We start from the raw sequence: 23,811 nt of genomic DNA on the forward strand, positions 1-23,811 counted from the left end.
TCATGGAAATTTCAGCCCGTATCGATTTGCGCCGCGCGATCAGGCGCGGGTTTGCATGCCTTTGTCCAAAATGCGGCAACAGCAACCTGTACCGCCGCTACCTGAAGACCGAAACCGATTGCGGGTCATGCGGCGCGCCGGTCGGCAATATCCGTACCGACGATATCGCCCCTTATTTCACCATCATGATCGTCGGGCATATTGTCGTGCCGCTACTGCTGGGCCTGGAGCAGGTAGCCTCCCCGCCCGGCTGGGTCCACTGGCTCATTTGGCCCCCCGTGACCATAGCACTGACATACTGGTTTCTGCCCCGCGTCAAAGGGTCGGTGCTGGGCTGGATGCTATGGCTCGGTATGCGTGGCGACGAGCAGCATTAGCTTAGCCCGCAACGCTGGGGCGGGCGCCGATTGCGTCATACCAGCGCTGCAGATTGCCGCAGTCTTCCGGAATCCGGATTTTGGGGATCCGCCCCAGCGCGATGCCGCAGAAAGCCGTGATATCCGCCACAGAAAAGCGGTCGCCCGCAATAAATTCGCGATCCGCCATTTCGCCATCCAGCCAGGCCATGCGTTCCAGGACCGTCGTCCGGCACAATTCGCCGAAATCGGGCACCTGCGTTATCCGTCCCTCCCAATAGGGATGGCTGTGCCGGAAACATCCTGATATCTGGCCCAGAATTTCCGATTCCATGCGCCGGTTCCACATTTCCACATTCGCCCTGTCACGAGCGTCTGTACCGAACAGCGGCGGTTCCGGCTGGATTTCCTCGAAATAGCGGCAGATCGCCACCGATTCCGCCAGGTATGTTCCATCGTCGAATTCCAGGACGGGAACACGGGCCAGCGGGTTCTTGGCGATGAAATCCGCTGTCAGGTTACCCTTGCCCGCGAGATCGATTTCCACCGACTCGACCTCGATCCCCTTCTCGGCGAGGAAAATATGCACCCGGCGCGGGTTCGGGGCGATTTTTGTTGTATAGAGCTTCATGGCGGCCATCCTGCTACGGTGTGTCATGCACCACAGTAGACGGCGTCAGAACGTTTCATACAAGGGGCTGTGGAGCCCCGGGCAGAATTATCCGCGCATATAGCGGCGTTCCGGATGGTAGGAACTGAAGCGGGTCTGAAAGAAGCGAACAATAGCAGCGGCAAGGTTTTTCATTCTTTTCTCCATTCACCTCAGCGGCCGCCTTTCGGCGTTGCCAGCATGTCTGTCTAACGTGGAGCCATAATCGCCGATTGCGGGCACAATCGCAGTGACGCAAATCACAGGATCCGCAATATCCTGTTGCGGTGACAATTCAATGATCTCCAGCCGTTCCACCAGCCAGCGCAGCGGCACGCGTCGCCCGGCATCGGACGGGGCCGGCGCCATCCAGAATACGGATGCAATACAGGAGCGTGGCAGCGGCGCTGCGCCGGATTTCGGCATCGCACTGCCGCCGAAGAAATTCGATCACCCCGGTCCGCGGCGCCGGAAAGCCGACAGCTTGCCGCCATACCCGTTGCGCCGGCTCACATCCTGGTCATAATCCGACCCCAAGAACAGGTGATGGTTTATAAGATACAATGGAGGATAAAGAATGCTGACAACGCTTCGTGGACTGGTGCTGGCCGCGATCATCGGCTTCGCGGCAACCAGCGCCGCCCTGGCCGCCGAGGAAACAATCACAATTGGTGAATGGCGCACAGAACCCGCAAAGTCGCTGGTCTGCAGCGGCGAGGCCGGCAACATCATCGTCGATATCGCCACCCGTGCCAACACCTTCTACCTGAGCGGCGGACAGAAGGGCAGTCCGGAATACGACGCTTACTGGACCGCCCTGGAAAAGGCGCTACAAGAGCGTCATTGTTTCGTGACGGAAAAGATGCGCCATCTGCCGGATGCCATCGTCTATGCGGGCCCGAAAAACCTGGACGATCAGGGCAAGCGGTTCAAGGTCCTCGGCACGACCATAGAGCATAGCGAAAACAATTATCCCGCCTTCACGATGACGACGCTACCGGTGGTCCGGTAAGGCGTCCGGCCTTTCCCGGCGCGCATCGGTCAGGCGCCGCTGCGCCCTTAGACGGACTTGACCAGCGACAGAAAATGCTGCCGGACGTCCGGCGCAATCGTCATGAAATTGCGGACCAGTTCCAGCGTTTCACGCTTCGTGCCAAATTCTGCCGCAGGGCTGCGCCCTTCCGCAGCGTCGGCAAAGAACCACTGCACCGGCGCATCAAGTTCTTGCGCGATCAGCCATAATTTGCTGGCGGAAATGCGATTCATGCCGCTTTCATACTTCTGCAGCTGCTGGAACGTCAAACCGATTTTGTTGGCAAGCGCCGTCTGGCTCAGACCGCACATAACCCGGCGCATCCGCACGCGCTGCCCGACATAAACATCCACAGGATGGGCGCCGAATTCCTGAACGGTACGTCTCTTGGCTCTGGCCATGGTCTCTCTTTTCAATTGTTACAAAGAATGTAAAAATTCAATTTACGCTGCGGAACACAACAAAATCCATGCTGAAATTTCGCATGGTGCGATTTTATATGTATTCGTGTTTGAAATAGGCGCTATCACGCGCAATTCAATGGCACCTGGAACACATCAGTTGCGAAATGAACTCTATACAATAAGTGAAACCTTACCGACCTCAGCCGCGAAAATAGGCATGGATCCCGTCGTCATCGGAGCAGGGATCGGATACAGATTCTGAGCTGCGGACATGGAAACCCTGCCCGGTTATCCGGGCGAATCTCGCGGTGCCGGCGATCAGCAACACGCGGTCGAATTCCGTTTCCATCGACCGGTCCAAAACGGTTTTGCACCGGACCTGGGCGGTCTTATTCCGCCGCCGCGCTGGATATCTGGCGCGCGACCAGCCGGGCATAGGTGCCGCCCCGGGCGAGCAACACTTCATGACTGCCCGCTTCGACAACCCGTCCATCCGACATTACAACAATCTGGTCGGCATTGCGGATGGTCGACAGGCGATGCGCCACGATCACCGTGGTGCGGTCGGTCATCAATTCATGCAGCGCGCCGCGCACCGCCTGTTCGTTTACCGCGTCCAGATGCGATGTCGCCTCGTCGAGGATCAGCATCGGCGCGTCCTTCAGGAAAGCCCGGGCGATGGCGACCCGCTGGCGCTGCCCGCCGGACAGGCGCATGCCGCGTTCGCCGACCTTCATGTTCAGTCCGTCGGGCATGGAGTCGACAAAATCAGCCAGCGCCGCCCGGCGCAGCGCCGTCATCAGTTCCGCATCCGTGGCATCCGGCCTGGCGATGCGGATATTGGCCGCCAGCGTGTCGTTAAACAGATAGGTATCCTGCGCGACCAGCGCGATCCGGGACCGCAGGTCATCCAGTTCGAAATCGCGCAGATCATGGCCATCCATGCGCACCACGCCGGTATCCGGATCCCAGAACCGCATCAGAAGATGCGCCAGCGTGCTCTTGCCCGCGCCGGACGCGCCTACCAGCGCCACCGTATGCCCCGCCGGGACCGACAGGCTGACATCGTTCAGCGCCAGCCGGTTTGCGCCGAAATAGGAAAAGCCGACGCCTTCCAGTTCCAGCGAGGCGCCGCGCCCGTCCGATTCCGGCACACCCGGGCCGTCCGTCACCGGTACAGTTTCCTGCTCCACCGCATTCAGTCGCCGTGTCGCCCCAAGGGTATCTGCCAGCTGCCGGCCGATATTGGCGATCTCGGAAATCGGCAGGAAGGCGGACATCGCCAGCAGGCTGAGCATCGGCAGCATCGTCCGATCCAGTTCGCCGGCGGACACAAGATACGCGCCGACGATCACGACCACCAGTCCGCCCAGCCCTGTCACCGCTTCCAGCCCGGCGGTCTGCATGGTCAGGTCGCGGAAGAAGGGCAGACGGATCCGATGGTGCCATTCAACCTTTTCCAGAAACACCCGGCCGCGCTCTTTCTCCTGCTGAAAGGCGACGACCTCGCCCAGCCCCTGAATCGTATCGACGCTGAAGGCGTTGAGGTCGCCCAGCGCCTCGCGCGCCCTTGAACCCAGATCGTCGATCCGCTTGCGCATGAAAAACGGGCTCAGCGCGACAATGGCGAGGAACGGCAGCAGCGCGACCGCCATCGGCCAGCCGTAGGCAAACAGTGTCGCCACCACCACACCCGGCACCAGCAATGCGACGAAGGCGGGCGCCACCGTATGGGCGAAGAAATATTCGACCAGTTCCACATCGTGTGTCGCCATCGCCACCAGGTCGCCGGTGCGTCGCCGCAGCAGATAAGCCGGGGCCAGCCGGTCGAGCTGCTTGAACAGCGCAACGCGCATATTCGCCAGCAGGCGGAACGCCATGTCATGGGCGATCCAGGATTCGAACCAGTGCAGGATACCGGCAAGCGGCGCCAGCACGGCGAGCAGGATCAGCAGGTCGTCGAAGGGCTCGCCCTGCTTTACAGCCGCGACGGTCAGCGCGCTGACCACGCCGACGCCGATAAAGGCTACGACCCGCGCGACGCCAAACAGGAATGTCGCAGTCAGTTTCAGCTTGTAGGGCATGATGTGGCGGAAGAGCGCGACCGTCGCCTGCCCCCAGCCCAGCCCTTCGGCGCGCAGGATCGAATCGGTCGGTTCCTGCGAATCGACATAGGCCGCTTCGGACAAGACCGGCTTGTCGGCCGTCAGTCCCTCAAGCGGCGCATCGGCGGTATCGTCGCCTTCAGCCTGCGCGGCCATCAGGGTGAAATACTTGCCGTGGCGTGCCATCAGCGCCTCATGGGTCCCGCTTTCCGCCACATGCCCTTCATCCAGCACAAGGATGCGGTCCGCATCGATCACGCTGGACAGACGGTGGGCGAAAATCAGCGTCGTGCGGCCCTGCATCAGCCGGTCCAGCGCCTGCTGGATCACCGCCTCGTTTTCCGCATCGACCGCCGACAGCGCCTCGTCCAGCACCAGGATCGGCGCGTCGCGCAACAGGGCGCGGGCGATGGCGATGCGCTGGCGCTGGCCGCCGGACAGGCGGATCCCGCGTTCGCCGATCACCGTCTGGTAGCGCTGCGGCAGGCGGGCGATGAATTCGTGCGCATTGGCCGCGTCCGCCGCCGCCTCCAGTTCCGCCTGTGTCGCGTCCGGCTTGCCGAAGCGCAGATTGTCCTCGACCGTGCCGTGGAACAGATAGGCGTCCTGGCTGACCACGGCGAGCTGTGCGTGGATATCGTCGAAGGACAGCGCCTTCATATCGTGGCCGCCCAGCCGGATGGTCCCTTCGGTGGGGTCGTAATTGCGCATCAGCAGCTTGACGATGGAGGATTTGCCCGACCCACTGGGCCCGACGATGCCGACCCTTTCGCCCTCTGCCACCGTGAAATCGAGGTCCCGATGCGCCGCATGCCGGCCGCCCGGATAGGAAAACCCGACATGCTCGAAGGCGATCGTCGGCGCGATCCGGTCGACCGACAGCGGCCGCGCGGGCGCCGCGATGGGCGGCTTTGCATCCAGCAGGTTAAAAATGCCGAGCGACGCCGCTTGCGCAACCATGCCCTGGTGGAGCAACACCCGCAATTCGCGCAATGGCCGGAAGACCTCGACCCCCATCATCAGGATGATCAGCAGCGCTGTAATGCTCATTGCGCCGTCCGCGACCCGGTAAGCGCCCACCGCCAGGGTTGCCGCCGCGCCGATGGCGATCCCCGCATCGGTAATACCGCGTGACAGCGCGCTGGTCGCCAGCAGCCACATCGTGCTGCGGAACAGCGTATGCGCCTTCTCCGCCAGCATCCTGGCGCGTGCGCCGCTCTGCCCGAAGGATTTCAGCGTCCCCAGGCCCTGCACGGAATCCAGGAATTCCGCCGCGAAGGATTTATAGGCCCGCGACCGCGACAGGCTGTTGCGGCTGTCCCAGCGATGGAAGGCCTGGGCCGCAACCATTGTTATCAGCGCCGCGCCGGTCAGAATCGCCGCGCAAAGCGGGTCGAGGAACACGACGAAGGCGAAAATGCCAATCGGCGTCAGCGCGGAAATGAACAACTGCGGCAGGTACTGGCCGAAATAGACTTCAAGCTGCTCCACCCCGTCGACCATCGCCAGGATGACATCGCCGGTCCGTTCCTGCCCGAAATAGGCCGGGCCGAGTGCGACGACCTTGTTATAAAGCTGTTCGCGGATATGCAGTTGCACCGCCGCCGCCGTCCGGTGCGCCACCATGTTGCGGGCGTATTCCAGAAAGCCGCGCAGCACCATAATCGCCGCGACGACCGCGAAGGGAATTATCATCGACTCGAAGGATTCGCCGGCAAAGATGCTTGCCAGCAACCAGCCAAGCAGGGCCAGCCGCGCCACCCCGACCGTGGCAGAGGCCAGGCCGACGAATACCGCCCACAGGATGCGCAGCCGCACGCCCTTCGTGAACCCCCAGAGACGCCGGTCGAAATACAAAACCCTATCTCCTGCTCTGCCAGGCCCGTTGCCCGGCATTCGTCTCCGTGCGGTTACGCGCTCAGGACGACGCGACGCATAACCGCACGATTTCGCCGATATCGCGACAATCCTCCAGCCGGCGCACCCGGTCGACGACCGATTTCGCGTTGGCCGCCCCGATCACCGGCATCGCGTTGTCCAGGAATTTTGCCGAAAGCCGCGACCACTGACGATCCAGATCCGATTCCGGCGTTTCCACATCCAGGCGCAGCCGATGCACCGTGCCATCCAGCATCGAAATGACGACCTCGGCTTCCGCCAGTCCCATTTCGGCGCTCGGCACCACCGTGATCTTGTCGCGGATGGCAATGACCTCCGGATCCTGCACCTTGTCATCGCTGAAATTGGCGATCAATCCGGTATTTTCTCCCAACAGCGCCATTGCCGCCGTGAACCGCAGGCTGAATTTTCCCTCCAGCCCGGTGACCGGGTTCTGGATATTGCACATTTTCAGATTGGCTTCCTTCACATGCACTTCGATGCGCGCGACATTCGCCGGGTCGATATTGTTGTTGCGTTTCAGGGCCGCCGTCGCGTCGATCGCCGCATGGGTGCCGTAACAGGCCGCGTGATACTTGAACAGGACATCCGGTGTATGGAAGACGTGGCCCAGCCCGTCCAGCGCCGCCGCCGGGTCGTAATTTTTCGTCTGTGTATCGGCGAATCCCTGGCTGCATTCCAGCACGTCGGGACGGCTCTCGAAGCCCTTCCCGGTCAGTAACGCCGCATAGAGCCCGTTCGACGCCGCCTTGCCGGCATGGAACGGCTTGCACATGGTGCCGAACATGGATTTCAGCGCCGCCGCCTGGGTTCCAGCGATACCCATGGCGTTGGCGCAGGCTTCCGCATCGAGCCCCAGCAGCCGTGCCGCCGCCGCCGCCGCGCCGAATGTGCCGACCGTCCCGGTGGTGTGCCAGCCCGCCTCGTAATGCGAATTGTTGACCAGCGCGCCGACGCGGCATTCCGCCTCGATCCCGGCCACCAGCGCGGTCAGGAATTCCCGCCCGCTGCTGCCCAGCTTTTCACCCAGCGCCAGCAATGCCGGCACGACCGGCACCGTCGGGTGCCCCGGCATGACCAGGATCACATCGTCATAGTCCAGCGCATGTCCGGCGGAGCCATTCACGACCGCGGCCTGCAGCATCGAAAGCTTGCGCCCGTCCCCGATGACGGTCGCCTGGGGGTTTCCCCCTTCTTCCAGCGCCTCGTCGAGCAGGATACGCGTCAGCGGTTCGCGCGACCCGGCCAGGGTCACCCCCAGCCAGTCGAGCAGGCAGTGCCGGGCAACCTCGACCACTTCCGGCGGCAGCGTTTCGAGCGTCACGCGCATGCTGTTCCCGGCGAGTTGAAGCGTCAGATCCGTATCGTCAGCCTGTTGCAAAGACGCGTCGGCCATGATTTACCCCCGTGAATTCCTGTGGTTTGTCTTGCATGAAAGAGTGCCATGCGGCCGGGATTATTGTCCAGTATACCCGCTGCCGTCATTTTCCCGTTCGGTAATTTGCGCCGGATATCGAGACGCGGGAAATTGGACGCGCCGAATCCGGTACCGGCGCCGTTGTGCCGGCGACAAGGATGTGGTCGCCGACACAAGCCGCGCGGGAAGAACCGAATACAGCCTCATATATTGGCCGCAGGACGTGTCATTTCATTCCGGTGATGCTCGCGGTAACCGAACGCGGATCGCGCGGCCCCCAGGAACCGTGTTCCACGGCGGTGAAGAAATCCTGTACCGCCTGATTGAACAACTCCGGTTCTTCCAGATTGCAGGCATGGCCGGTCAGCGGCAGAATGACCAGACCTGAACTGGAAATCGAGCGCTTCATCAGCAGTCCCGGCTCCAGGCAGGGCTCGTCCTCGTCGCCGGTGATGATCATCGTCGGCACCGTCAGCGTCTTCATGTCGTCCACGAGGTCATACAGCGACGGCCGCTCGGCCTGTATGCCGCGCATCGTGTTGGCGGAACCGAGCGCGGAATGTTCGGCCATTTTGCTGGCGAATTCCTGCCAGCCGCGCGGGTCCTTGTTCTGGTACTGCACCCGGGTCGGCCCGATGGCGTAACGCTCGGCGGTCTTCGCCATGCCGTCCGCTTCAAAACTGTCGGCAGTCGCCAGCGCCTCGGCACGGAACTGCGCACGCTTGTCCGCCTCTGCACCGTAGCCGCAGCCGCCGACCGTCAGCGACAGGGCCCGGTCCGGATGGTTCAGACCGAAATGCAGCGCGCAGAAACCGCCCATCGACAGCCCGACGATATGCGCCTTTTCGATGCCAAGATGATCCAGCACCGCGATGGCGTCGCCAACGGCCCGCATCTGCGAATAGCTGCTCGAATCGGGCGGCACGTCGGAGGGCGGAAAGCCACGCGCGTTATAGGTGATGCAGCGGTAGCGGCGCGAGAAGCTCCGCACCTGGGGTTCCCAGCCGCGATAATCGTCGGCAAATTCATGGATGAACAGAACCGGGTCGCCAGTTCCTGTTTCTTCATAATACAGCTTTACGCCGTCATCGGTCGTCGCGTGTGGCATGGATTTCCCTCCTTGATTCGTGTGCGGCTCATCTTAGGCACAACGCAACACGGGAGGAAACGCCGCCATCAACCCCCTTCGACCGCGGGGAAAAAGCAGACTTCGCTGTTCGGTCCGACAGGCTCCAGGAAAAATTCACGGTGGATCTGCCCGTCAATGGCGACGGCGGTGCCCGGCCCCAGCGCCTTGCGGATTCCGGGAAAGCGGGCGTCCAGCGCCTTTACTACGGCGCGGATATTGTCCGCATCGATTTCAAATTCGGTTTCGCCATCTGCGAATTCACGCGCCAGATCGGTCGACAAAATAACGTTGGCCATAGTGTTTCACCCCATCAATGCGATGCAATGATATCTCCGACGCGGCTTGCACAACAAAAGAAAAACCCCGCCGCGACTTCCCGCGACGGGGTTTTCAGATAGCGATGCGACGCGATCAGGCGCTGCGCATCTCCGCCGCGACGTCCATAACCGTGCGGATGATCTTGTCGTAGCCGGTGCAGCGGCACAGGTTGCCGGCCAGCCAGTAGCGGACTTCCGTTTCCGTCGGATCCGGATTGCGTTCCAGCAAAGATTTCGCCGCGATCAGCATACCCGGGGTGCAGATGCCGCATTGCAGCGCCGCCTGCTCCAGGAATTTCTGCTGCAGCGGGTGCAGCTTCTCTCCGTCGGCCATCCCTTCGATGGTCGTGATCGACTTGCCATTGGCTTCGGCACCCATCACGAGGCAGGAACAGACGAGACGCCCATCAATCGTGACGCTGCAGGCGCCGCAGTCGCCCGAAGCGCAGCCTTCCTTGCTTCCCGTCAGACCGAGTTCATCGCGAAGCACGTCGAGCAGGGTCTGGCTGGTTTCGCACAGATACTCGACCGGTTCGCCATTGATCGTCGTTATTACGTGATTTTTCGCCATTAGTTGCTCCTCGCACGCTCTAGCGCGATTGCGGCCGCCCGGCGGGCCATGACGCCGGAGACCTTGGTTCTGAATTCGATGGTGCCGCGTTTGTCGGTGATCGGCGTCGCGGCGGCACTGCAGGCGGCGCCGAGCGCTTCGAGCGCGGCATCGTCCACCTTCGTTCCGATCAGCGCCTTCGCGCCGGCATCGACGATAAGCGCCCGTGCCGCGACCGCGCCGAGGGAAACCCGGGCATCGGTGCAGGTACCGCTGTCATCCAGTGTCAGGCTGACGCCGGCGCCGACGACCGCGATGTCCATTTCCGTCCGCGGAATGAACCGCAGATAGGCATCCCCGGAATGCGGCGGACGCTTCGGCAAACGGATCGAGACCACGAACTCGCCCTTGGCGAGCGAGGTCTTGCCCGGACCGATCGCGACGTCTTCCACCGGCGCTTCGCGCTGTCCATTCGGCCCGGCAATAATGCAGACCGCACGCGCGGCAATCATCGCGGGAACGCTGTCCGCCGCCGGCGAGGCATTGCACAGGTTGCCGCCGAGAGAGGCGCGCCCCTGTATCTGTGTCGATCCGACCAGATCCATGCCTTCCACGACGCCAGGCCATGCCTTGCAAAGGGCGGCATGCTCGCTGAGCTCCGCGCCCGGCACCGCGGCGCCGACCGTAAAGACACCGTCCTTTTCCGAGATCGACGTCAGTTCCGGAATATTCTTGATATCGACAATGACAGACGGCGAAATCATGCCGGCCCGCAGTTGCACCAGCAAATCGGTCCCACCTGCCAGAACCCGGCATCCGTCCGCGCCAGCCAGCAGGGCTACCGCCTCATCGACCGAACCTGGCGCTTCATATCGCAATGTGTCCATGTCACTCCCTATGGGTTTTTAGCCTGACTTCCTCTTAGCATCGCGTATTGCGACGCCACGACATGCACCGCCCACACTAACGCGCGGGATAGTTCGGTGTCCCCGTTGACGCGCTTGACGTGATGTCGATGAAATCGCCTCAAACGTTACCTTGCCAAGGTACACCGCTTCGCGCAAGAGCGAAGCGGCCTCTCGGCAAACGCCTATCTTATACATACAGTGCCGCCCCCGTCGCATCAAGTATTGCGGGCAGTGTTTAAGGGCGGAATGCTGCTTTTCGCCAGCGTCGCGACAGCATTTTCACCGGGGACGGCGGAATGGCCGCCGCAACCATTTGGCGAACGCCCTACCAGCCGCCGTAATAAGCCCCGTAACCGAAGCGGTGCGGTCCCCAGTAACCGAAATGGCGGTGGCGGGCGCCGTAGCTCCAATGTGGTCCCCAGGGATCGTAATAAGCCGCACTGTCCCGCTGGTACGGGCCGCGCGCGATGCGCCAGGTGCCATCCGCCCGGCGGCAGGATGTGCCATTGTAGACGGCAGTGCGGTCCCCGACGGTCACTGTCTCCTGAAATTCCCGGCAATCCTCGCCATAATCGGATTTGTACGTCCGCGTCGGCACCACCGTTCCCCGGTTGCCCGAATCGGGATTATGCCAGTTGGCGGCTTCGCCGGATTTGCGATTCTCCAACGCATCGGCGCGGGCGGCGACACGAATAGCATGATCCGCCTCGCTTAGTGCACCGCCCACGGTCGTCCCCGCACAGCCAGCCAGGAACACGCCAGCCAGCAACATTCCAAAGAGGGGGCCGACATGGATGAACCGAAAGGTGCTTATTCGTTTTTTCCACATGTTCACATCCGGCCGGGAGCGGACCCGATTCCGATTTATCACAGGATAACAAACATTGTGACTACAATATGGCGGTGCAGGGGACTGGAAATAATTCGTTAACTATTTACATTCAATATTGACTGTACTTTTAATACTTGTTCTTATTGATCCGCTGCCTATCTAATGGCGAGGAATAGAACTGCGCGGGACGATTGAAATGTCTTTGGATTTCCAGTCAAAATTCATTGCGCCGCTCTTTGTCGCCGCGCTTGCCCTGACAGGTTGCGAGACGACAGGGACTAGCGGGCCGGACGTCGCCTGGGCCGGCATCGATGACGCCGCCATCCTCCTGACCACCGACGAATTCGCAAACGCGCCGTCGCGCCATGTCGTGTTTACGGATATGTGGCAGCGTGAGGAATACGCCCTGTTCCAGGGCGAAGATGCGCAAAGTGAAATCATTTTGTCCGTCGCCAACGAGCGCGACACCATCGTGCTGAACTATGGAATGACGATACAGCGCATGGTCGAAACCTGGAATATCGCCCGCAATCACGGTGTTTCCTGGGGCGCGAAAGGCCAACTCGGCACCGCGCTCGGTTCCTATTTCTACCAGCATTTCAGGCTGGCGGATAACAATCGTCCCTGCGTCGGTTTCGCCAATGAATGGGATGCCCGCCAGGACGATCCCGATTTCCGCAACAGCAAGGTGCTGTTCGGGTACAGTTGCGGCAAGGTCGGGGGGCCGGCCTATTCCGAGGCCCAGGTCGCCAACCTGCTGGACAATATCCGGATCCGCGGCATTACGACCCGGCGAAATACGCGGTTCCAGCCGATCCCGCCCCAGGGCGCGAACCGGGCCGGCGCCCTGGCTTTTGCGCAGGGCAGCACGCCGGACACCGGAAACGCCCACTTCCCCTTCAATATGGCGTACAAGTTCACCGAACTCACAGGCGACGATATTTTCCCGAAGTAGTAGCGTTCAGCCACTGGTAGCCCATTGCGGCGGCTGCCCAGCGGCGCGGGCGGCCAGTCCCTCCCGCGCCTCGTCGCCACCCCTTCCCCGCGTGAAGGCCCCGGCCGAGAGGGCGATGACGGATACGGTCACGGGCGGACGGGTCCATTCCCGGACCAGTGCCTTGGTCTGGACCAGCGAATCCGGCGCGCAGTGCAGCAGCGCATCGACAATCCCCGCCACGGCGGAGTCGAGTTCCGCATCGGGCGCGACACTGCTGGCCAGGTTGATCCGCCGCGCCGTCGCCGCGTCGAAGACCTCGCCGGTCAGGCAGTATCGGCGGACCTGCCGCAATCCGACCCTGCCCATCATATACGGCAGCATCAGAGACGGCGTCAGGCCGATCCGCGCCTCTGTAATGGCAAAGCGCGCACTCTCTCCCGCCACCACAACGTCGCAGGCCGCCAGCAGGCTGCATCCGCCGGCCCAGGCGCCGCCCTGCACCCGCGCCACGACCGGCCGGGTACAGGCGTCGACGGCATGGTACATCGCCGCCAGCCTGTCCGAATCGGTCCGGTTCGCGGCCTCGTCCTGGCCCTGCGCGCGCCGCAGCCAATCGAAATCCACGCCGGCGCAAAAGACCAGCCCGGTCCCGGCGATAACCACGGCCCGCACCGAAACGTCCGCCTCGACGCGCGCAAAGGCTTCCGTCATGGCGTCAATTACCGCCATATCCAGTGCATTGCGCCGTACCGGCCGGTCGATTGTCAGTGTAACAACCCCGCGCCTGTCTCGCGTTTCCAGTAGAGGACCGCTCATGATTCCGCTCCCGGATACCAGGCGGCTTCGCGTTTCTCGGCAAAACTCGTCAGGCCTTCCTCCGCTTCGGCGGACATTCGCTTCGTGGCGTGGCCGCGCGCCAGCGACTCTGCCGCTGCCTCGTCGACATCAAGCCTCGCCATCTCGCGGATCAGCGCCTTGGTCGCCGTCACCGCATTGGGGCCGTTCGACAGGGTCGCCGCGATCACCGGCGCCGCCGCCGCGTCCAGCCCGCCGGTCGGGCAGACTTCATGCACGAACCCCATCTCCCGCGCCTCCGCCGCCGTGAAGCGTTCGCAGGTCTGCGCGTAGCGTCGGACATTATGCGCGCCCATGGCCGCATTGAGCTGCGGGAAAATCGGCCCCGCCATGACGCCCCAGCGGGCCTCGGCAATCGAAAACACCGCGTCCTCCGAGGCGATGACGATATCGCAGGCCGCCGCGATACCGGTGCCGCCGCCGAAACAGCCGCCATGCACCAGCGCCAGGGTCGGTTTCGGGCAGGCGTCCAGATAAAGGATGGCGTTCGTCGTGCGGCGCGATACCTCGATATTTTCCTCGACCGATAGGGCGGAGACAGACTTCAGCCATTTCAGGTCCGCACCGGCCTGGAAATGGCGGCCGTTGCCGCGGATCACCACGAGGCGGACATCGGGATTCGCGCCCAGCGCCAGCACGCCGTCGAGCAACGCATCGACGACCTCGCCGTTATAGGCGTTGTTGACCCGGGGCCGGTTGATCGTGACCGTCGCGACCCCGCGCGCGTCGATATCGCAAAGGACAACCGGTTCGTCATTCATCTTGCGCCCCCCGTCTGCCAGAAAGGCTTTCGTTTCTCCAGGAAGGCGTTGAGCCCCTCGCGGCCTTCATCCGTGACCCGGATCCGGGCGTTGCCCGCCGCCGTCCGTTCCCGCATCTCAGCGGTCACCGGACCGTGCAACTGCTGCGCCAGCGCCTTGCACGCCGCAATGGCGCCGGGCCCGCCCAGCAGCAGGTCGTCGATTACCGCCGCGACCTTCACCTCAAGTTCCGCCGCCGGTACGGCGTCGTGCAGTAACCCGTAGCGCATCGCCTCTTCCACACCGAACCGCTCCGCCGTCAGCCAGTAGCGCCGCGCGGCGCGCGGGCCCATCACCGCCAGCAGATAGGGGCTGATGGTCGAGGGCGCGATACCGATCCGCACCTCCGTCACGGCGAATTGAGCATGGTCGGCGCCGATCGCGATATCGCAACAGGCGATCAGCCCGGTGCCGCCCGCATAGGCCGCCCCGTTGACCCGCGCCACGGTCGGATGGCGCATTGTATTCAGCGCGTGGAACATGGCCGCGATATGGCGGGCATCGGCAAGGTTCTCCGCCTCGCTCTGGCCCGCCGCCTGTTTCATGTAGTTGAGGTCCGCGCCGGCGGAAAAGCTCTTGCCGTTTCCGGTCAGCACCACCGCGCGCACCGCATCGTCGGCGTTCAGCCGCTCGAAGGTTTCGGTCAACGCCGCGATCAGTTCCGCATTCAGCGCATTGTGGATATCCGGCCGGTTCAGCGTCACCGTGGTGACGCCGCGCCCGTCCGTTTCACACAACAGGATTTCGTCATTCATAAATTTCTGGCCCTTACATCCGGAACACGCCGAACCGGGTCGGTTCGATCGGTTTGTTCAGTGCGGCGGAAATGCCCAGCGCCAGCACCTGCCGTGTCCGGACCGGGTCGATTACCCCGTCATCCCACAGCCGGGCGGTGGCGTAATAGGGATGCCCCTCGCGTTCATACTGGTCGAGAATCGGCGCCTTGAAGGCGTCCTCCTCCTCGGCGCTCCACGCATCGCCCTTCGCTTCCATCGCATCGCGGCGGATGGTCGCCAGCACGCTGGCCGCCTGCATCCCGCCCATGACGGAAATCCGCGCATTCGGCCACATCCACAGCATGCGCGGGCCGAAGGCGCGGCCGCACATGCCGTAATTCCCCGCGCCGAACGAGCCGCCGATGATCATGGTGAATTTCGGCACATTGGCGCAGGCGACAGCGGTTACAAGCTTCGCGCCGTCCTTGGCGATACCGCCGGCTTCGTATTTCCGTCCGACCATGAAGCCGGAAATGTTCTGCAGAAAGATCAGCGGGATGCCGCGCTGGCAGCAGAGTTCGATAAAGTGCGCGCCCTTCAGCGCCGATTCGGAAAACAGGATGCCGTTATTGGCGACGATCCCGACCGGATAGCCGTGCAGATGGGCGAAGCCGCAAACCAGCGTGGGGCCGTACAACTGCTTGAACTCGTCGAACTCGCTGCCGTCGACGACGCGGGCGATGATTTCCCGGACGTCATAGGGCTTTCGCGGGTCAGCATTGACGATGCCGTAGAGTTCCTCCGCCGGGTAGACCGGATCGCGCGGTTCGCGCAGCGCCAAATCCACCCGCTTTGTCCGGTTCAGGTTGGCGACGATACGGCGGCAGATCGACAGCGCGTGCGCGTCGTCGTTTGCGAAGTGATCAGTCACGCCGGAGGTCCGGGAATGCAGGTCGGCTCCGCCGAGATCCTCCGCCGTGACGATTTCGCCAGTTGCCGCCTTCACCAGCGGCGGGCCGCCAAGGAAGATTGTACCCTGCCCGCGTACGATCACGGCCTCGTCCGACATCGCCGGCACATAGGCGCCGCCCGCCGTGCAGGACCCCATGACCGAGGCAATCTGCGGAATGCCCAGGCCGGACATGGTGGCCTGATTATAGAATATCCGCCCGAAATGGTCGCGGTCGGGGAATATCCCCTCCTGGTTCGGCAGGTTGGCGCCACCGGAATCGACCAGGTAGATGCAGGGCAGGTTGTTTTCGCGCGCGATGTCCTGCGCGCGCAAATGCTTCTTCACCGTGATCGGATAATACGACCCGCCCTTCACCGTCGCGTCATTGGCGACGATGACGCATTCGATGCCGGACACCACGCCGATGCCGGTAACGATTCCGGCGGCGGCGATATTGTCGTCATACATGCCGTGGGCGGCGAGCGCCGAGAATTCCAGAAACGGCGCACCCGGATCGCACAACACGCGGATGCGTTCGCGCACCGGCATCTTGCCCCGCGCAACATGGCGTTCCATCGCCGCCTCACTGCCGCCGCGTGCGACGGTTTCATGCTTTTCGTTCAGGTCGTCGACCAATGCCGCCATTGCCTCGGCATTCGCCTTGAATTCCGCCGCGCGCGGTTTGATGGCGGATTGCAGAACACTCATATCAGGATCGGCTCCTCGTGGATCGGGATGATGTGTTTACGCTAACCGGTCCTACCAGGGAATATCGAACCCGTCATAATTTATGAACCGGCCGTTATCCCTGGCGCCAAGCCGGGCGATGACACTGGTCATACCGCGAATACTGGTTTTCACGTCGATGGCGGCGCCAGCCCCGCCCATATCGGTGCGCACCCATCCGGGATGGAACAGCACGCAGGCAATGCCGCGCGATTTCAGGTCATGCGACATCACATTCACCGCCTGGTTCAGGCATGCCTTGGCTGAACGATAGAAGATCGAATCGCTGGAATGGGTCTGGCCGATACTGCCCATCCTGGACGAGATGAAGACCATCAGCTTGCGGTCGGATTTCGCGACATTATCCGCCAGCGCAGCAGCGACCCGGATCGGGGCGATTGCATCGACTTCGAGAACTTCCGCCCAGGCCTCGTAATCGAGATTGCTCACGCCGGAACCGCGTGGCCCGGTGATACCCGCATTGTTGATCAGCAGGTCGATGGGTTCGCCCGTCAGGCTGTCCACCAGCGCCTGCACGGAACCGTCGCTGGTGACATCGAGCGGCATCGCCTCCTCCGGCAGCCCCTCGGGATTGCGGGCAGTGGCGATCACGCGCCAGCCTTCCGCAGCATAATGCCCTGCAAACCCCTTGCCGATCCCCCGGCCCGCCCCGGTGATCAATACGGTAGGCATGAATGTCTCCCTGCTATATCAATCCGACGATGACCATGAAGATCATCGCCATGCCGACGATGCCAGCGGCGAATGCCACTGTCCGCACAAACGGAACCGCGAAGATATAGGCGACAGCATGCACGACCCGGGCCCCGAAGAAAATCTGCGCGCCCAGCGCCGTCGTCTCGTTCGCAACGCCGGCGACATGCGCCACCAGCACCAGCGCCGCAAACGGCACGAGATTTTCCACCAGGTTGAGATGCGCCTTGTGCATCCGCGCCGACCAGGCCGGCACCTGCGGCGGCGATTCCGGGTAGCCGACGGCGTCGAGCACGCCCCAAGCGGCGAGTCGCGCCAGGATATACGGCACCCAGATCACGGCGCAGAGCGCGGCGCTCCAGGTCAGCATCATCAGGTCCGTTGACAACATCGCTTCATTCATCATGACACACACCTCCCGGTTCAGGGCAGGTCAATAGGGCCTGCCGTCCTTGTGCCTGAAAACGCGCCCCTCCGGCCCGTTTGTCAGCGTCAGGTCGATATCGGGGTAATCCACCGTGTCGCCCGCCGTACGGTCGCCGACTTCCAGATACACGGCCCGCCGGTCCGTGCGGTTCACAAGCTGGTGTCCGTCGGCCACGCCCGCCGGGAACCCTGCCGCCATGCCGGGCGTCAGCACCTGTTCGCCCGCATTGCTAACCAGCACGATCTCGCCTTCCAGCACATAAATCAGTTCATCCTGCTTTGCGTGCCAGTGCCGGTGCGCCGAGGCGACGCCCGGCGGCAGGATGACGTGATTGACGCCGAAATTGGTCAACCCGGCCGCATCGCCCAGCGCGCGCTTTTCCCGCCCCGCGCATACCGCATTGAGATCGCCCGGGTAGCCGGCGCCGTGGCGCACGGCAAGGGTCGCCGGGTCAAGAGCCGGTTTTTCCGGTTTTCCGCTCATGGTTTATCTCCCGCATGCTTGCCGCCGCAGATGTCATCATGCCTTCAAACCAGCACAAGCGTCCACACCACAACGACGTTGAGCAGGCTGACCAGCACTGCCGCCGACCCCGCATCCTTGGCGATTTTGGACAGCGGCACGATTTCCCTGCCGACCCGGTCGACCACGGCTTCAATAGCGCTGTTCAGCAATTCGACGATCAGGACCAGCAGCAGCGACCCCACCAGCACCGCCCGCTCCAGCCCCGTATCGCCCAACCAGAGACCTATCGGCATCATGATCGCGGCAAGCATGGCTTCCTGGCGAAATGCCGCCTCATTCGCCCATGTCGCCCGTAACCCCGCGAGAGAATAGCCGGTCGCGTTTATGAGCCGCTGCATCGCGCGCGCCTCACTTCGTTTCCTCGAACAATTCGCGGCCGATCAGCATGCGGCGAATTTCACTGGTGCCCGCGCCGATTTCATACAGCTTCGCATCGCGCAGCAGGCGGCCCGTGGGGAACTCGTTCATGTAGCCGACGCCGCCGAGGCACTGGATCGCCTCAAGCGCCATCCAGGTCGCCTTCTCCGCGGCATAGAGGATCGCCCCGGCCGCGTCCTTGCGTGTCGTGTCGCCCCGGTCGCAGGCCTGCGCCACGGCGTAGACGTAGGCCCGCGTCGCATTCATCGTGGTGTACATATCCGCGAGCTTGCCCTGCATCAACTGGAACTCGCCGATCGCCTGGCCGAACTGCCGGCGTTCGTGGATATACGGCACGACCACATCCATGCAGGCCTGCATGATGCCCAGCGGACCGCCGGCCAGCACCAGCCGTTCATAGTCCAGCCCGCTCATCAGTACATTGACGCCACGACCTTCGTCGCCAAGCATGTTCTCTGCCGGGACCTCGCAGTCCTCGAAGATCAGCTCACAGGTATCCGAGCCGCGCATGCCCAGCTTGTCCAGCTTCTGCGCCGTCGAGAAGCCCCTGAATCCCTTCTCGATCAGGAAGGCGGAAATACCGCGCTTGTCCGCTTCCGGGTCGGTCTTCGCATAAACCACCAGCGTATCGGCAACCGGACCGTTGGTGATCCACATCTTGGTGCCGTTCAGGATGAAGCGGTCGCCCTTGCGGTCGGCCCGAAGCCGCATGGAAACCACATCGGAGCCGGCGCCGCTTTCGCTCATCGCCAGCGCGCCGACATGCTCGCCGGAAATCAGCTTCGGCAGGTAGCGGCGCTTCTGCGCCTCGGTCCCGTTGCGGTGGATCTGGTTGATGCAGAGGTTCGAATGCGCGCCATAGGACAGGGCGACGGCGGCGGAGGCGCGGCTGAGTTCCTCCATTGCGACGACATGTTCGGTATAGCCCATGCCCGCGCCGCCATATTCCTCCGCGATCGTGATCCCGTGCAGGCCCAGCGCGCCCATCTGCGGCCACAGGTCGATGGGAAATTCGTTGTTCCGGTCGATTTCGGCCGCGCGCGGCGCGATATGATCGGCGGCAAAGCTGCGCACCATGTCGCGCAGCATGTCGGCGCTTTCGCCCAGATGAAAATTCAGCCCCGGCAGTTGATTGGCAATCATCGTCGCTCCCTCAGGTCAGGCGCGGCAATTATGGGCCGATTTCGCGGCGCTGACTAGAAAAGCACCAGCCCGGCCAGCCCCAGGAAGCAGAGGAATCCGATGACATCGGTCACCGTCGTCAGGATGACGGTGGACCCGACGGCGGGGTCGATGCCGGCGCGGTCCAGTCCCAGCGGGATCAGCAGCCCGGCCAGGCTGGCGACGATCAGGTTGATGACCATAGCGGCGCCGATCACCAGGCCCAGCGTCAGGTCGGAGAACCAGAACCAGGCGATGCTGCCCATCAGGACAGCGAAGGCGATACCATTGATCAACCCGACCAGCATCTCCTTGCCGAGGACGCGCATGGCGTTGGCGGCGGTCAGTTCGCGCACGGCCAGCGCGCGCACCGCCACCGTCAGTGTCTGCGTCCCGGCATTGCCGCCCATCGAGGCGACGATGGGCATCAGCACCGCAAGCGCCACGATTTTTTCGATCTGCGCCTCGAACATTCCGATCACCAGCGATGCAAGGATTGCCGTCACCAGGTTGACGAACAGCCAGGAACCGCGCAGCCGCGTGGTCTCGACGACCGCCGCATACAGATCGTCGGACTGCACGCCGCCCAGCTTCAGCAGGTCTTCTTCGTGCTCCTCATGGATGACGTCGACCACGTCGTCTACGGTGATAACTCCAACGATCCGTCCCGCATCGTCGATCACCGGCGCCTCGACAAGCCCGTACTGGCGGAACAGGAAGGCGACATCCTCCTGATCCATCGTTGCCGGGATCATCTTGATATCGGTCTCCATGATATTCCTGACCGGCACATAACGTCGGCGGCGCAGCAGCCGGCTGGTCATGACCATGCCGCTCGGCTTGCGGTCGGGCCCGACCACGAACAGCCCGTAGAACGCATCGGGCAGTTCGACGCCGGAGCGCATGTAGTCGATCGCCTGCCCCACATTCCATTCCAGCGAAATGGCGGCGAATTCCCGGCGCATCAGCCGTCCGGCGCTTTCCTCGGGAAAGCTGAGGGCCTCCTCGTAGAGCGCCCGGTCAACGACCGAAAGCTGCTGCAGCAGCGCAGCCTGCTCTTCTTCATCGAGATCTTCAATGATGTCGAGCGCGTCGTCGGTATCGAGTTCGTTGACGACCCGGGCCAGCGCTTCAGGTTCCAGATCCTCCAGCAGGTCCTCGCGGACCGATTCGTCAAGATAGGAAAACAGCTCGGGGTCGAATTCCCGCCCGAGGTAATTTTCGATCAGGTCGCGATCGGATGTCGACAGCGCCTGGACAAGGTCGGCCTGGTCGGCCGCGTGCAGCGGCTCGACCAGTTCCTTCAGGGTTTCCCGGTCGTCCTCGGCAATCGCCTCATGGACCGACCGTACGAGTTCGTCTGTCAGGCCGTAAAGGCCGTCCAGGTCGTCCTCTTCCCGCTCTTCCACATCCGCAGCGCCTGGATCGGCCATCTATAAAATCCCTTCCTTTGAGGCGGCCGACCCCGAGCGCCCCGTTATCAGTGGTCCTGCGCGTCCACCACCGCGTAAGCCGTCATGTTGACGACGCCGCGGGTCGTGACCGACTGGGTCACGATATGCACCGGTTTTGCCATGCCCATCAGCATCGGTCCGACCGACAGCCCGTCGCCGATGGTCTTCAGCAGGTTGAAGGCGATATTCGCCGCATCCAGCGACGGCGCAACCAGCAGGTTGGCGCTGCCCCTGAGCTTCGAATTCGGGAACACGCGGGCGCGGATGCTTTCGTTGATCGCCGCGTCCGCATGCATTTCGCCTTCAACCTCCAGGTCCGGATCGCTGGCGTGCAGCAGGGCCACCGCTTCGCGCATCTTGACCGCCGACGGGCTGTTGCGCGTGCCGAAATTGGAATGCGACAGCAGCGCCACCTTGGGTACAAGACCGAACCGCTTCACTTCTTCCGCCGCCAGGCGCACCATCCCGGCGATTTCTTCCGCCGACGGGTCCGGCGACACATGGGTATCGCAGAGGAAATAGGATCCGCTGGGCACGACGACAAGGCTGAGCGCGGAGACATCCGTAACGCCCTCGGCTTTGCCGACGATCTGCGCCAGGTCGTTCAGGTCCTTTTCGTACTGGCCATGGGTACCGCAGATCAGCGCATCCGCCATGCCCTGTTTCACCATCATGGCACCCAGGACGGTCGGATTGTTGCGGACGACTTCCTGCGCATGGGTCGGCGTTACGCCGCTGCGCACGTTCATTTCGTGGTAGATCCTGGCCAGTGCGTCGGTGTTCGCCTCATCCTGCGGATCGACGATCTGGACATCGCTGCCGATCTTCACGCGCAGGCCGAGTTCCTTGACCCGTTCCTCGATGACCGCCGTCCGGCCGATCAGGATCGGCAAGGCCAGCACGTCATCGACCGCGATCTGTACCGCGCGAAGGATCCGGGGATCCTCGCCTTCGGCATAGACGACCCGTTTGGGATCGAGCCGCGCCTTTTCGAATATCGGGCGCATGACCTGACCCGAACGGAATACGAAAGAGGCCAGTTTGCGCCGGTATTCGGCGAAATCGGTTATCGGCCGGGTCGCCACCCCGCTGTCCATCGCCGCCCTGGCGACGGCTGGCGCAATTTCGGTGATCAGTCGCGGGTCGAAAGGTTTCGGGATCAGCTTTTCCGGACCGAAAGCGACATTCTGCCCACCGAACGCCGCCTGCACGATATCGGAGCTTTCCGCCATCGCCAGATCGGCAATCGCCTTGACGCAGGCGACCTTCATTTCCTCGTTGATCACCGTCGCGCCGACATCCAGCGCGCCGCGGAAGATGAACGGAAAGCACAGCACATTGTTGACCTGGTTGGGATAGTCCGACCGGCCGGTGCCGATGATCACGTCCGGCCGCGCCTTGTGGGCCTCCTCCGGGGTGATTTCCGGGTTCGGATTGGCCAGCGCCATGATGATCGGCTTGTCGGCCATGGTCTTGACCATCTCGCCGGTGAGCGTGCCCGGCGCGGACAGGCCGAGGAAGATATCGGCGCCGACCAGCGCTTCGGTCAGCGTCCGGTGTTTGGTGTCGTTGGCGAAATATTCCTTGTACTTGTCCATCCGCTCGGTACGGCCCTTGTAGATCGTGCCGGTCCGGTCGGTGACGATGATGTTTTCCAGCGGCAGGCCGAGAGCGATGAGCTGATGCACGCAGGCCTGCGCGGCGGCGCCGGCGCCGGAGGTGACGAGGCGAACCTTCCTGATATCCTTTTCGACGACCCGCAACGCATTGTAGATCGCGGCGGCGACGACGATGGCGGTGCCGTGCTGGTCGTCATGGAATACCGGAATGTTCATCCGCGCGCGCAACAGCCGCTCGATTTCGAAGCAGGCCGGCGCGCCTATATCCTCCAGGTTGATGCCGCCGAAAGTCGGCTCCAGCCGGGCGACGCATTCGACGAATTTTTCCACATCGGTTTCATCGACTTCGATATCGAAGACATCGACATTGGCGAATTTCTTGAACAGGACGGCCTTGCCTTCCATGACGGGCTTGGAGGCCAGCGCGCCGATATTGCCGAGGCCGAGCACGGCGGTGCCGTTGGTGATGACGCCGACCAGGTTGCCGCGCACAGTGACGCTGGCTGCCTCGCTCGGATCTTCGGCGATCAGCATGCAGGCAGCAGCGACCCCGGGAGAATAGGCGAGCGCCAGGTCACGCTGATTCGCCATCGGCTTCGTCGCCACGATCTCCAGCTTGCCCGGCGGATCCATCTGATGATAGACGATTGCCGCCTTGTCCAGCTCATTGCTCATAGCCTGAAATCCCCCTCTGGCGCCGCCCGGAGCGACGGCTTTTCGTTATCGTATGCTGTTTAGCCAGCGGTCATTAAAGAAGTATGACCCGCTGTTAAGCAGATACCACAAATCCGGTTGCAATGACGGGAAAATGACCGCCGGAACCGCCGAAAAAATGCGGCGCGCGGCCCGAAAATGCAAAAGGGCCCGCCGTTTCCGGCGAACCCTTTGAACTGTGGTGCGGTCGAGAAGACTCGAACTTCCACGGGATTTCTCCCACAGCGACCTCAA

General features: G+C 62.7%; 24 protein-coding genes. 4 read left to right on the forward strand and 20 right to left on the reverse strand.

Annotated elements, in window-relative coordinates; translation table 11 throughout:
• Nucleotides 1-2 precede the first annotated feature (2 nt).
• Nucleotides 3-377 carry a DUF983 domain-containing protein gene (locus WD767_05650; GenBank protein ID MEX2615560.1) on the forward strand — a complete coding sequence of 125 codons (375 nt, stop codon included), beginning with the start codon at nucleotides 3-5 and terminating at the stop codon, nucleotides 375-377.
• Between the two features lies 1 nt (nucleotide 378).
• On the opposite strand, the gene WD767_05655 is transcribed toward WD767_05650, so the two are convergent.
• Nucleotides 379-987: a glutathione S-transferase family protein gene (locus tag WD767_05655; protein ID MEX2615561.1), complete on the reverse strand. Its 609-nt coding sequence runs from the start codon at nucleotides 985-987 to the stop codon at nucleotides 379-381.
• Nucleotides 988-1,303: 316 nt separating this feature from the next.
• Between WD767_05655 and WD767_05660 the strand changes: the two genes are divergently transcribed.
• Together WD767_05660 and WD767_05665 are read left to right on the forward strand one after the other, a co-directional pair.
• Nucleotides 1,304-1,531, forward strand: coding sequence for a hypothetical protein (locus tag WD767_05660; protein ID MEX2615562.1), 228 nt, complete (start codon nucleotides 1,304-1,306; stop codon nucleotides 1,529-1,531).
• A 51-nt stretch (nucleotides 1,532-1,582) separates the two neighbouring features.
• Nucleotides 1,583-2,017: a hypothetical protein gene (locus WD767_05665; GenBank protein MEX2615563.1), complete on the forward strand. Its 435-nt coding sequence runs from the start codon at nucleotides 1,583-1,585 to the stop codon at nucleotides 2,015-2,017.
• Between the two features lie 47 nt (nucleotides 2,018-2,064).
• On the opposite strand, the gene WD767_05670 is transcribed toward WD767_05665, so the two are convergent.
• The 8 genes from WD767_05670 to WD767_05705 form a co-directional block, all read right to left on the reverse strand.
• Nucleotides 2,065-2,439, reverse strand: coding sequence for a helix-turn-helix transcriptional regulator (locus WD767_05670; GenBank protein MEX2615564.1), 375 nt, complete (start codon nucleotides 2,437-2,439; stop codon nucleotides 2,065-2,067).
• Nucleotides 2,440-2,831: 392 nt separating this feature from the next.
• Nucleotides 2,832-6,404 carry an ABC transporter ATP-binding protein gene (locus WD767_05675; protein MEX2615565.1) on the reverse strand — a complete coding sequence of 1,191 codons (3,573 nt, stop codon included), beginning with the start codon at nucleotides 6,402-6,404 and terminating at the stop codon, nucleotides 2,832-2,834.
• A 61-nt stretch (nucleotides 6,405-6,465) separates the two neighbouring features.
• Nucleotides 6,466-7,842, reverse strand: coding sequence for an MmgE/PrpD family protein (locus tag WD767_05680; protein MEX2615566.1), 1,377 nt, complete (start codon nucleotides 7,840-7,842; stop codon nucleotides 6,466-6,468).
• 247 nt (nucleotides 7,843-8,089) lie between these two features.
• Entirely contained in the window at nucleotides 8,090-8,971 is an 882-nt protein-coding gene (locus WD767_05685) for an alpha/beta hydrolase (GenBank protein MEX2615567.1), read from the reverse strand.
• 68 nt (nucleotides 8,972-9,039) lie between these two features.
• Nucleotides 9,040-9,288, reverse strand: coding sequence for a MoaD/ThiS family protein (locus tag WD767_05690; protein ID MEX2615568.1), 249 nt, complete (start codon nucleotides 9,286-9,288; stop codon nucleotides 9,040-9,042).
• 115 nt (nucleotides 9,289-9,403) lie between these two features.
• Nucleotides 9,404-9,880, reverse strand: coding sequence for a (2Fe-2S)-binding protein (locus WD767_05695; GenBank protein MEX2615569.1), 477 nt, complete (start codon nucleotides 9,878-9,880; stop codon nucleotides 9,404-9,406).
• Nucleotides 9,880-10,737, reverse strand: a complete 858-nt coding sequence (locus WD767_05700; GenBank protein ID MEX2615570.1) for a xanthine dehydrogenase family protein subunit M — start codon at nucleotides 10,735-10,737, stop codon at nucleotides 9,880-9,882. The genes WD767_05695 and WD767_05700 overlap by 1 nt, the downstream gene beginning before the upstream one ends.
• 355 nt (nucleotides 10,738-11,092) lie before the next feature.
• Entirely contained in the window at nucleotides 11,093-11,596 is a 504-nt protein-coding gene (locus tag WD767_05705; protein ID MEX2615571.1) for an RT0821/Lpp0805 family surface protein, read from the reverse strand.
• Between the two features lie 199 nt (nucleotides 11,597-11,795).
• On the opposite strand from WD767_05705, the gene WD767_05710 reads away from it, so the two are divergent.
• Nucleotides 11,796-12,554 carry a hypothetical protein gene (locus WD767_05710; protein ID MEX2615572.1) on the forward strand — a complete coding sequence of 253 codons (759 nt, stop codon included), beginning with the start codon at nucleotides 11,796-11,798 and terminating at the stop codon, nucleotides 12,552-12,554.
• Between the two features lie 6 nt (nucleotides 12,555-12,560).
• On the opposite strand, the gene WD767_05715 is transcribed toward WD767_05710, so the two are convergent.
• Genes WD767_05715 through WD767_05765 form a run of 11 tightly spaced genes read right to left on the reverse strand, consistent with a single transcriptional unit; the run spans nucleotide 12,561 to nucleotide 23,538 of the window.
• Nucleotides 12,561-13,352, reverse strand: coding sequence for an enoyl-CoA hydratase-related protein (locus tag WD767_05715; GenBank protein MEX2615573.1), 792 nt, complete (start codon nucleotides 13,350-13,352; stop codon nucleotides 12,561-12,563).
• Nucleotides 13,349-14,152: an enoyl-CoA hydratase-related protein gene (locus tag WD767_05720; protein MEX2615574.1), complete on the reverse strand. Its 804-nt coding sequence runs from the start codon at nucleotides 14,150-14,152 to the stop codon at nucleotides 13,349-13,351. The genes WD767_05715 and WD767_05720 overlap by 4 nt, the downstream gene beginning before the upstream one ends.
• Nucleotides 14,149-14,946 (reverse strand): enoyl-CoA hydratase/isomerase family protein, encoded by a 798-nt coding sequence (locus WD767_05725; protein ID MEX2615575.1) that lies wholly within the window; start codon nucleotides 14,944-14,946, stop codon nucleotides 14,149-14,151. Before WD767_05725 ends, WD767_05720 begins: the two co-directional genes overlap by 4 nt.
• A 13-nt stretch (nucleotides 14,947-14,959) precedes the next feature.
• Nucleotides 14,960-16,567 (reverse strand): carboxyl transferase domain-containing protein, encoded by a 1,608-nt coding sequence (locus tag WD767_05730; GenBank protein ID MEX2615576.1) that lies wholly within the window; start codon nucleotides 16,565-16,567, stop codon nucleotides 14,960-14,962.
• A gap of 51 nt (nucleotides 16,568-16,618) precedes the next feature.
• Entirely contained in the window at nucleotides 16,619-17,278 is a 660-nt protein-coding gene (locus WD767_05735; protein ID MEX2615577.1) for an SDR family oxidoreductase, read from the reverse strand.
• A gap of 13 nt (nucleotides 17,279-17,291) precedes the next feature.
• Nucleotides 17,292-17,705: an MAPEG family protein gene (locus WD767_05740; GenBank protein ID MEX2615578.1), complete on the reverse strand. Its 414-nt coding sequence runs from the start codon at nucleotides 17,703-17,705 to the stop codon at nucleotides 17,292-17,294.
• Nucleotides 17,706-17,732: 27 nt separating this feature from the next.
• Nucleotides 17,733-18,209, reverse strand: a complete 477-nt coding sequence (locus WD767_05745; GenBank protein ID MEX2615579.1) for a cupin domain-containing protein — start codon at nucleotides 18,207-18,209, stop codon at nucleotides 17,733-17,735.
• Between the two features lie 44 nt (nucleotides 18,210-18,253).
• Nucleotides 18,254-18,589: a diacylglycerol kinase gene (locus tag WD767_05750; GenBank protein MEX2615580.1), complete on the reverse strand. Its 336-nt coding sequence runs from the start codon at nucleotides 18,587-18,589 to the stop codon at nucleotides 18,254-18,256.
• A gap of 10 nt (nucleotides 18,590-18,599) precedes the next feature.
• A complete protein-coding gene (locus WD767_05755; GenBank protein ID MEX2615581.1) occupies nucleotides 18,600-19,772 on the reverse strand; it encodes an isovaleryl-CoA dehydrogenase in 1,173 nt (390 codons plus the stop codon).
• A gap of 53 nt (nucleotides 19,773-19,825) precedes the next feature.
• Nucleotides 19,826-21,223 (reverse strand): magnesium transporter, encoded by a 1,398-nt coding sequence (mgtE, locus tag WD767_05760; GenBank protein MEX2615582.1) that lies wholly within the window; start codon nucleotides 21,221-21,223, stop codon nucleotides 19,826-19,828.
• A 47-nt stretch (nucleotides 21,224-21,270) separates the two neighbouring features.
• Nucleotides 21,271-23,538 carry an NADP-dependent malic enzyme gene (locus tag WD767_05765; GenBank protein ID MEX2615583.1) on the reverse strand — a complete coding sequence of 756 codons (2,268 nt, stop codon included), beginning with the start codon at nucleotides 23,536-23,538 and terminating at the stop codon, nucleotides 21,271-21,273.
• Nucleotides 23,539-23,811: the final 273 nt, after the last annotated feature.

This window comes from Alphaproteobacteria bacterium, from assembly GCA_040905865.1.
Classification (GTDB): Bacteria; Pseudomonadota; Alphaproteobacteria; order UBA8366.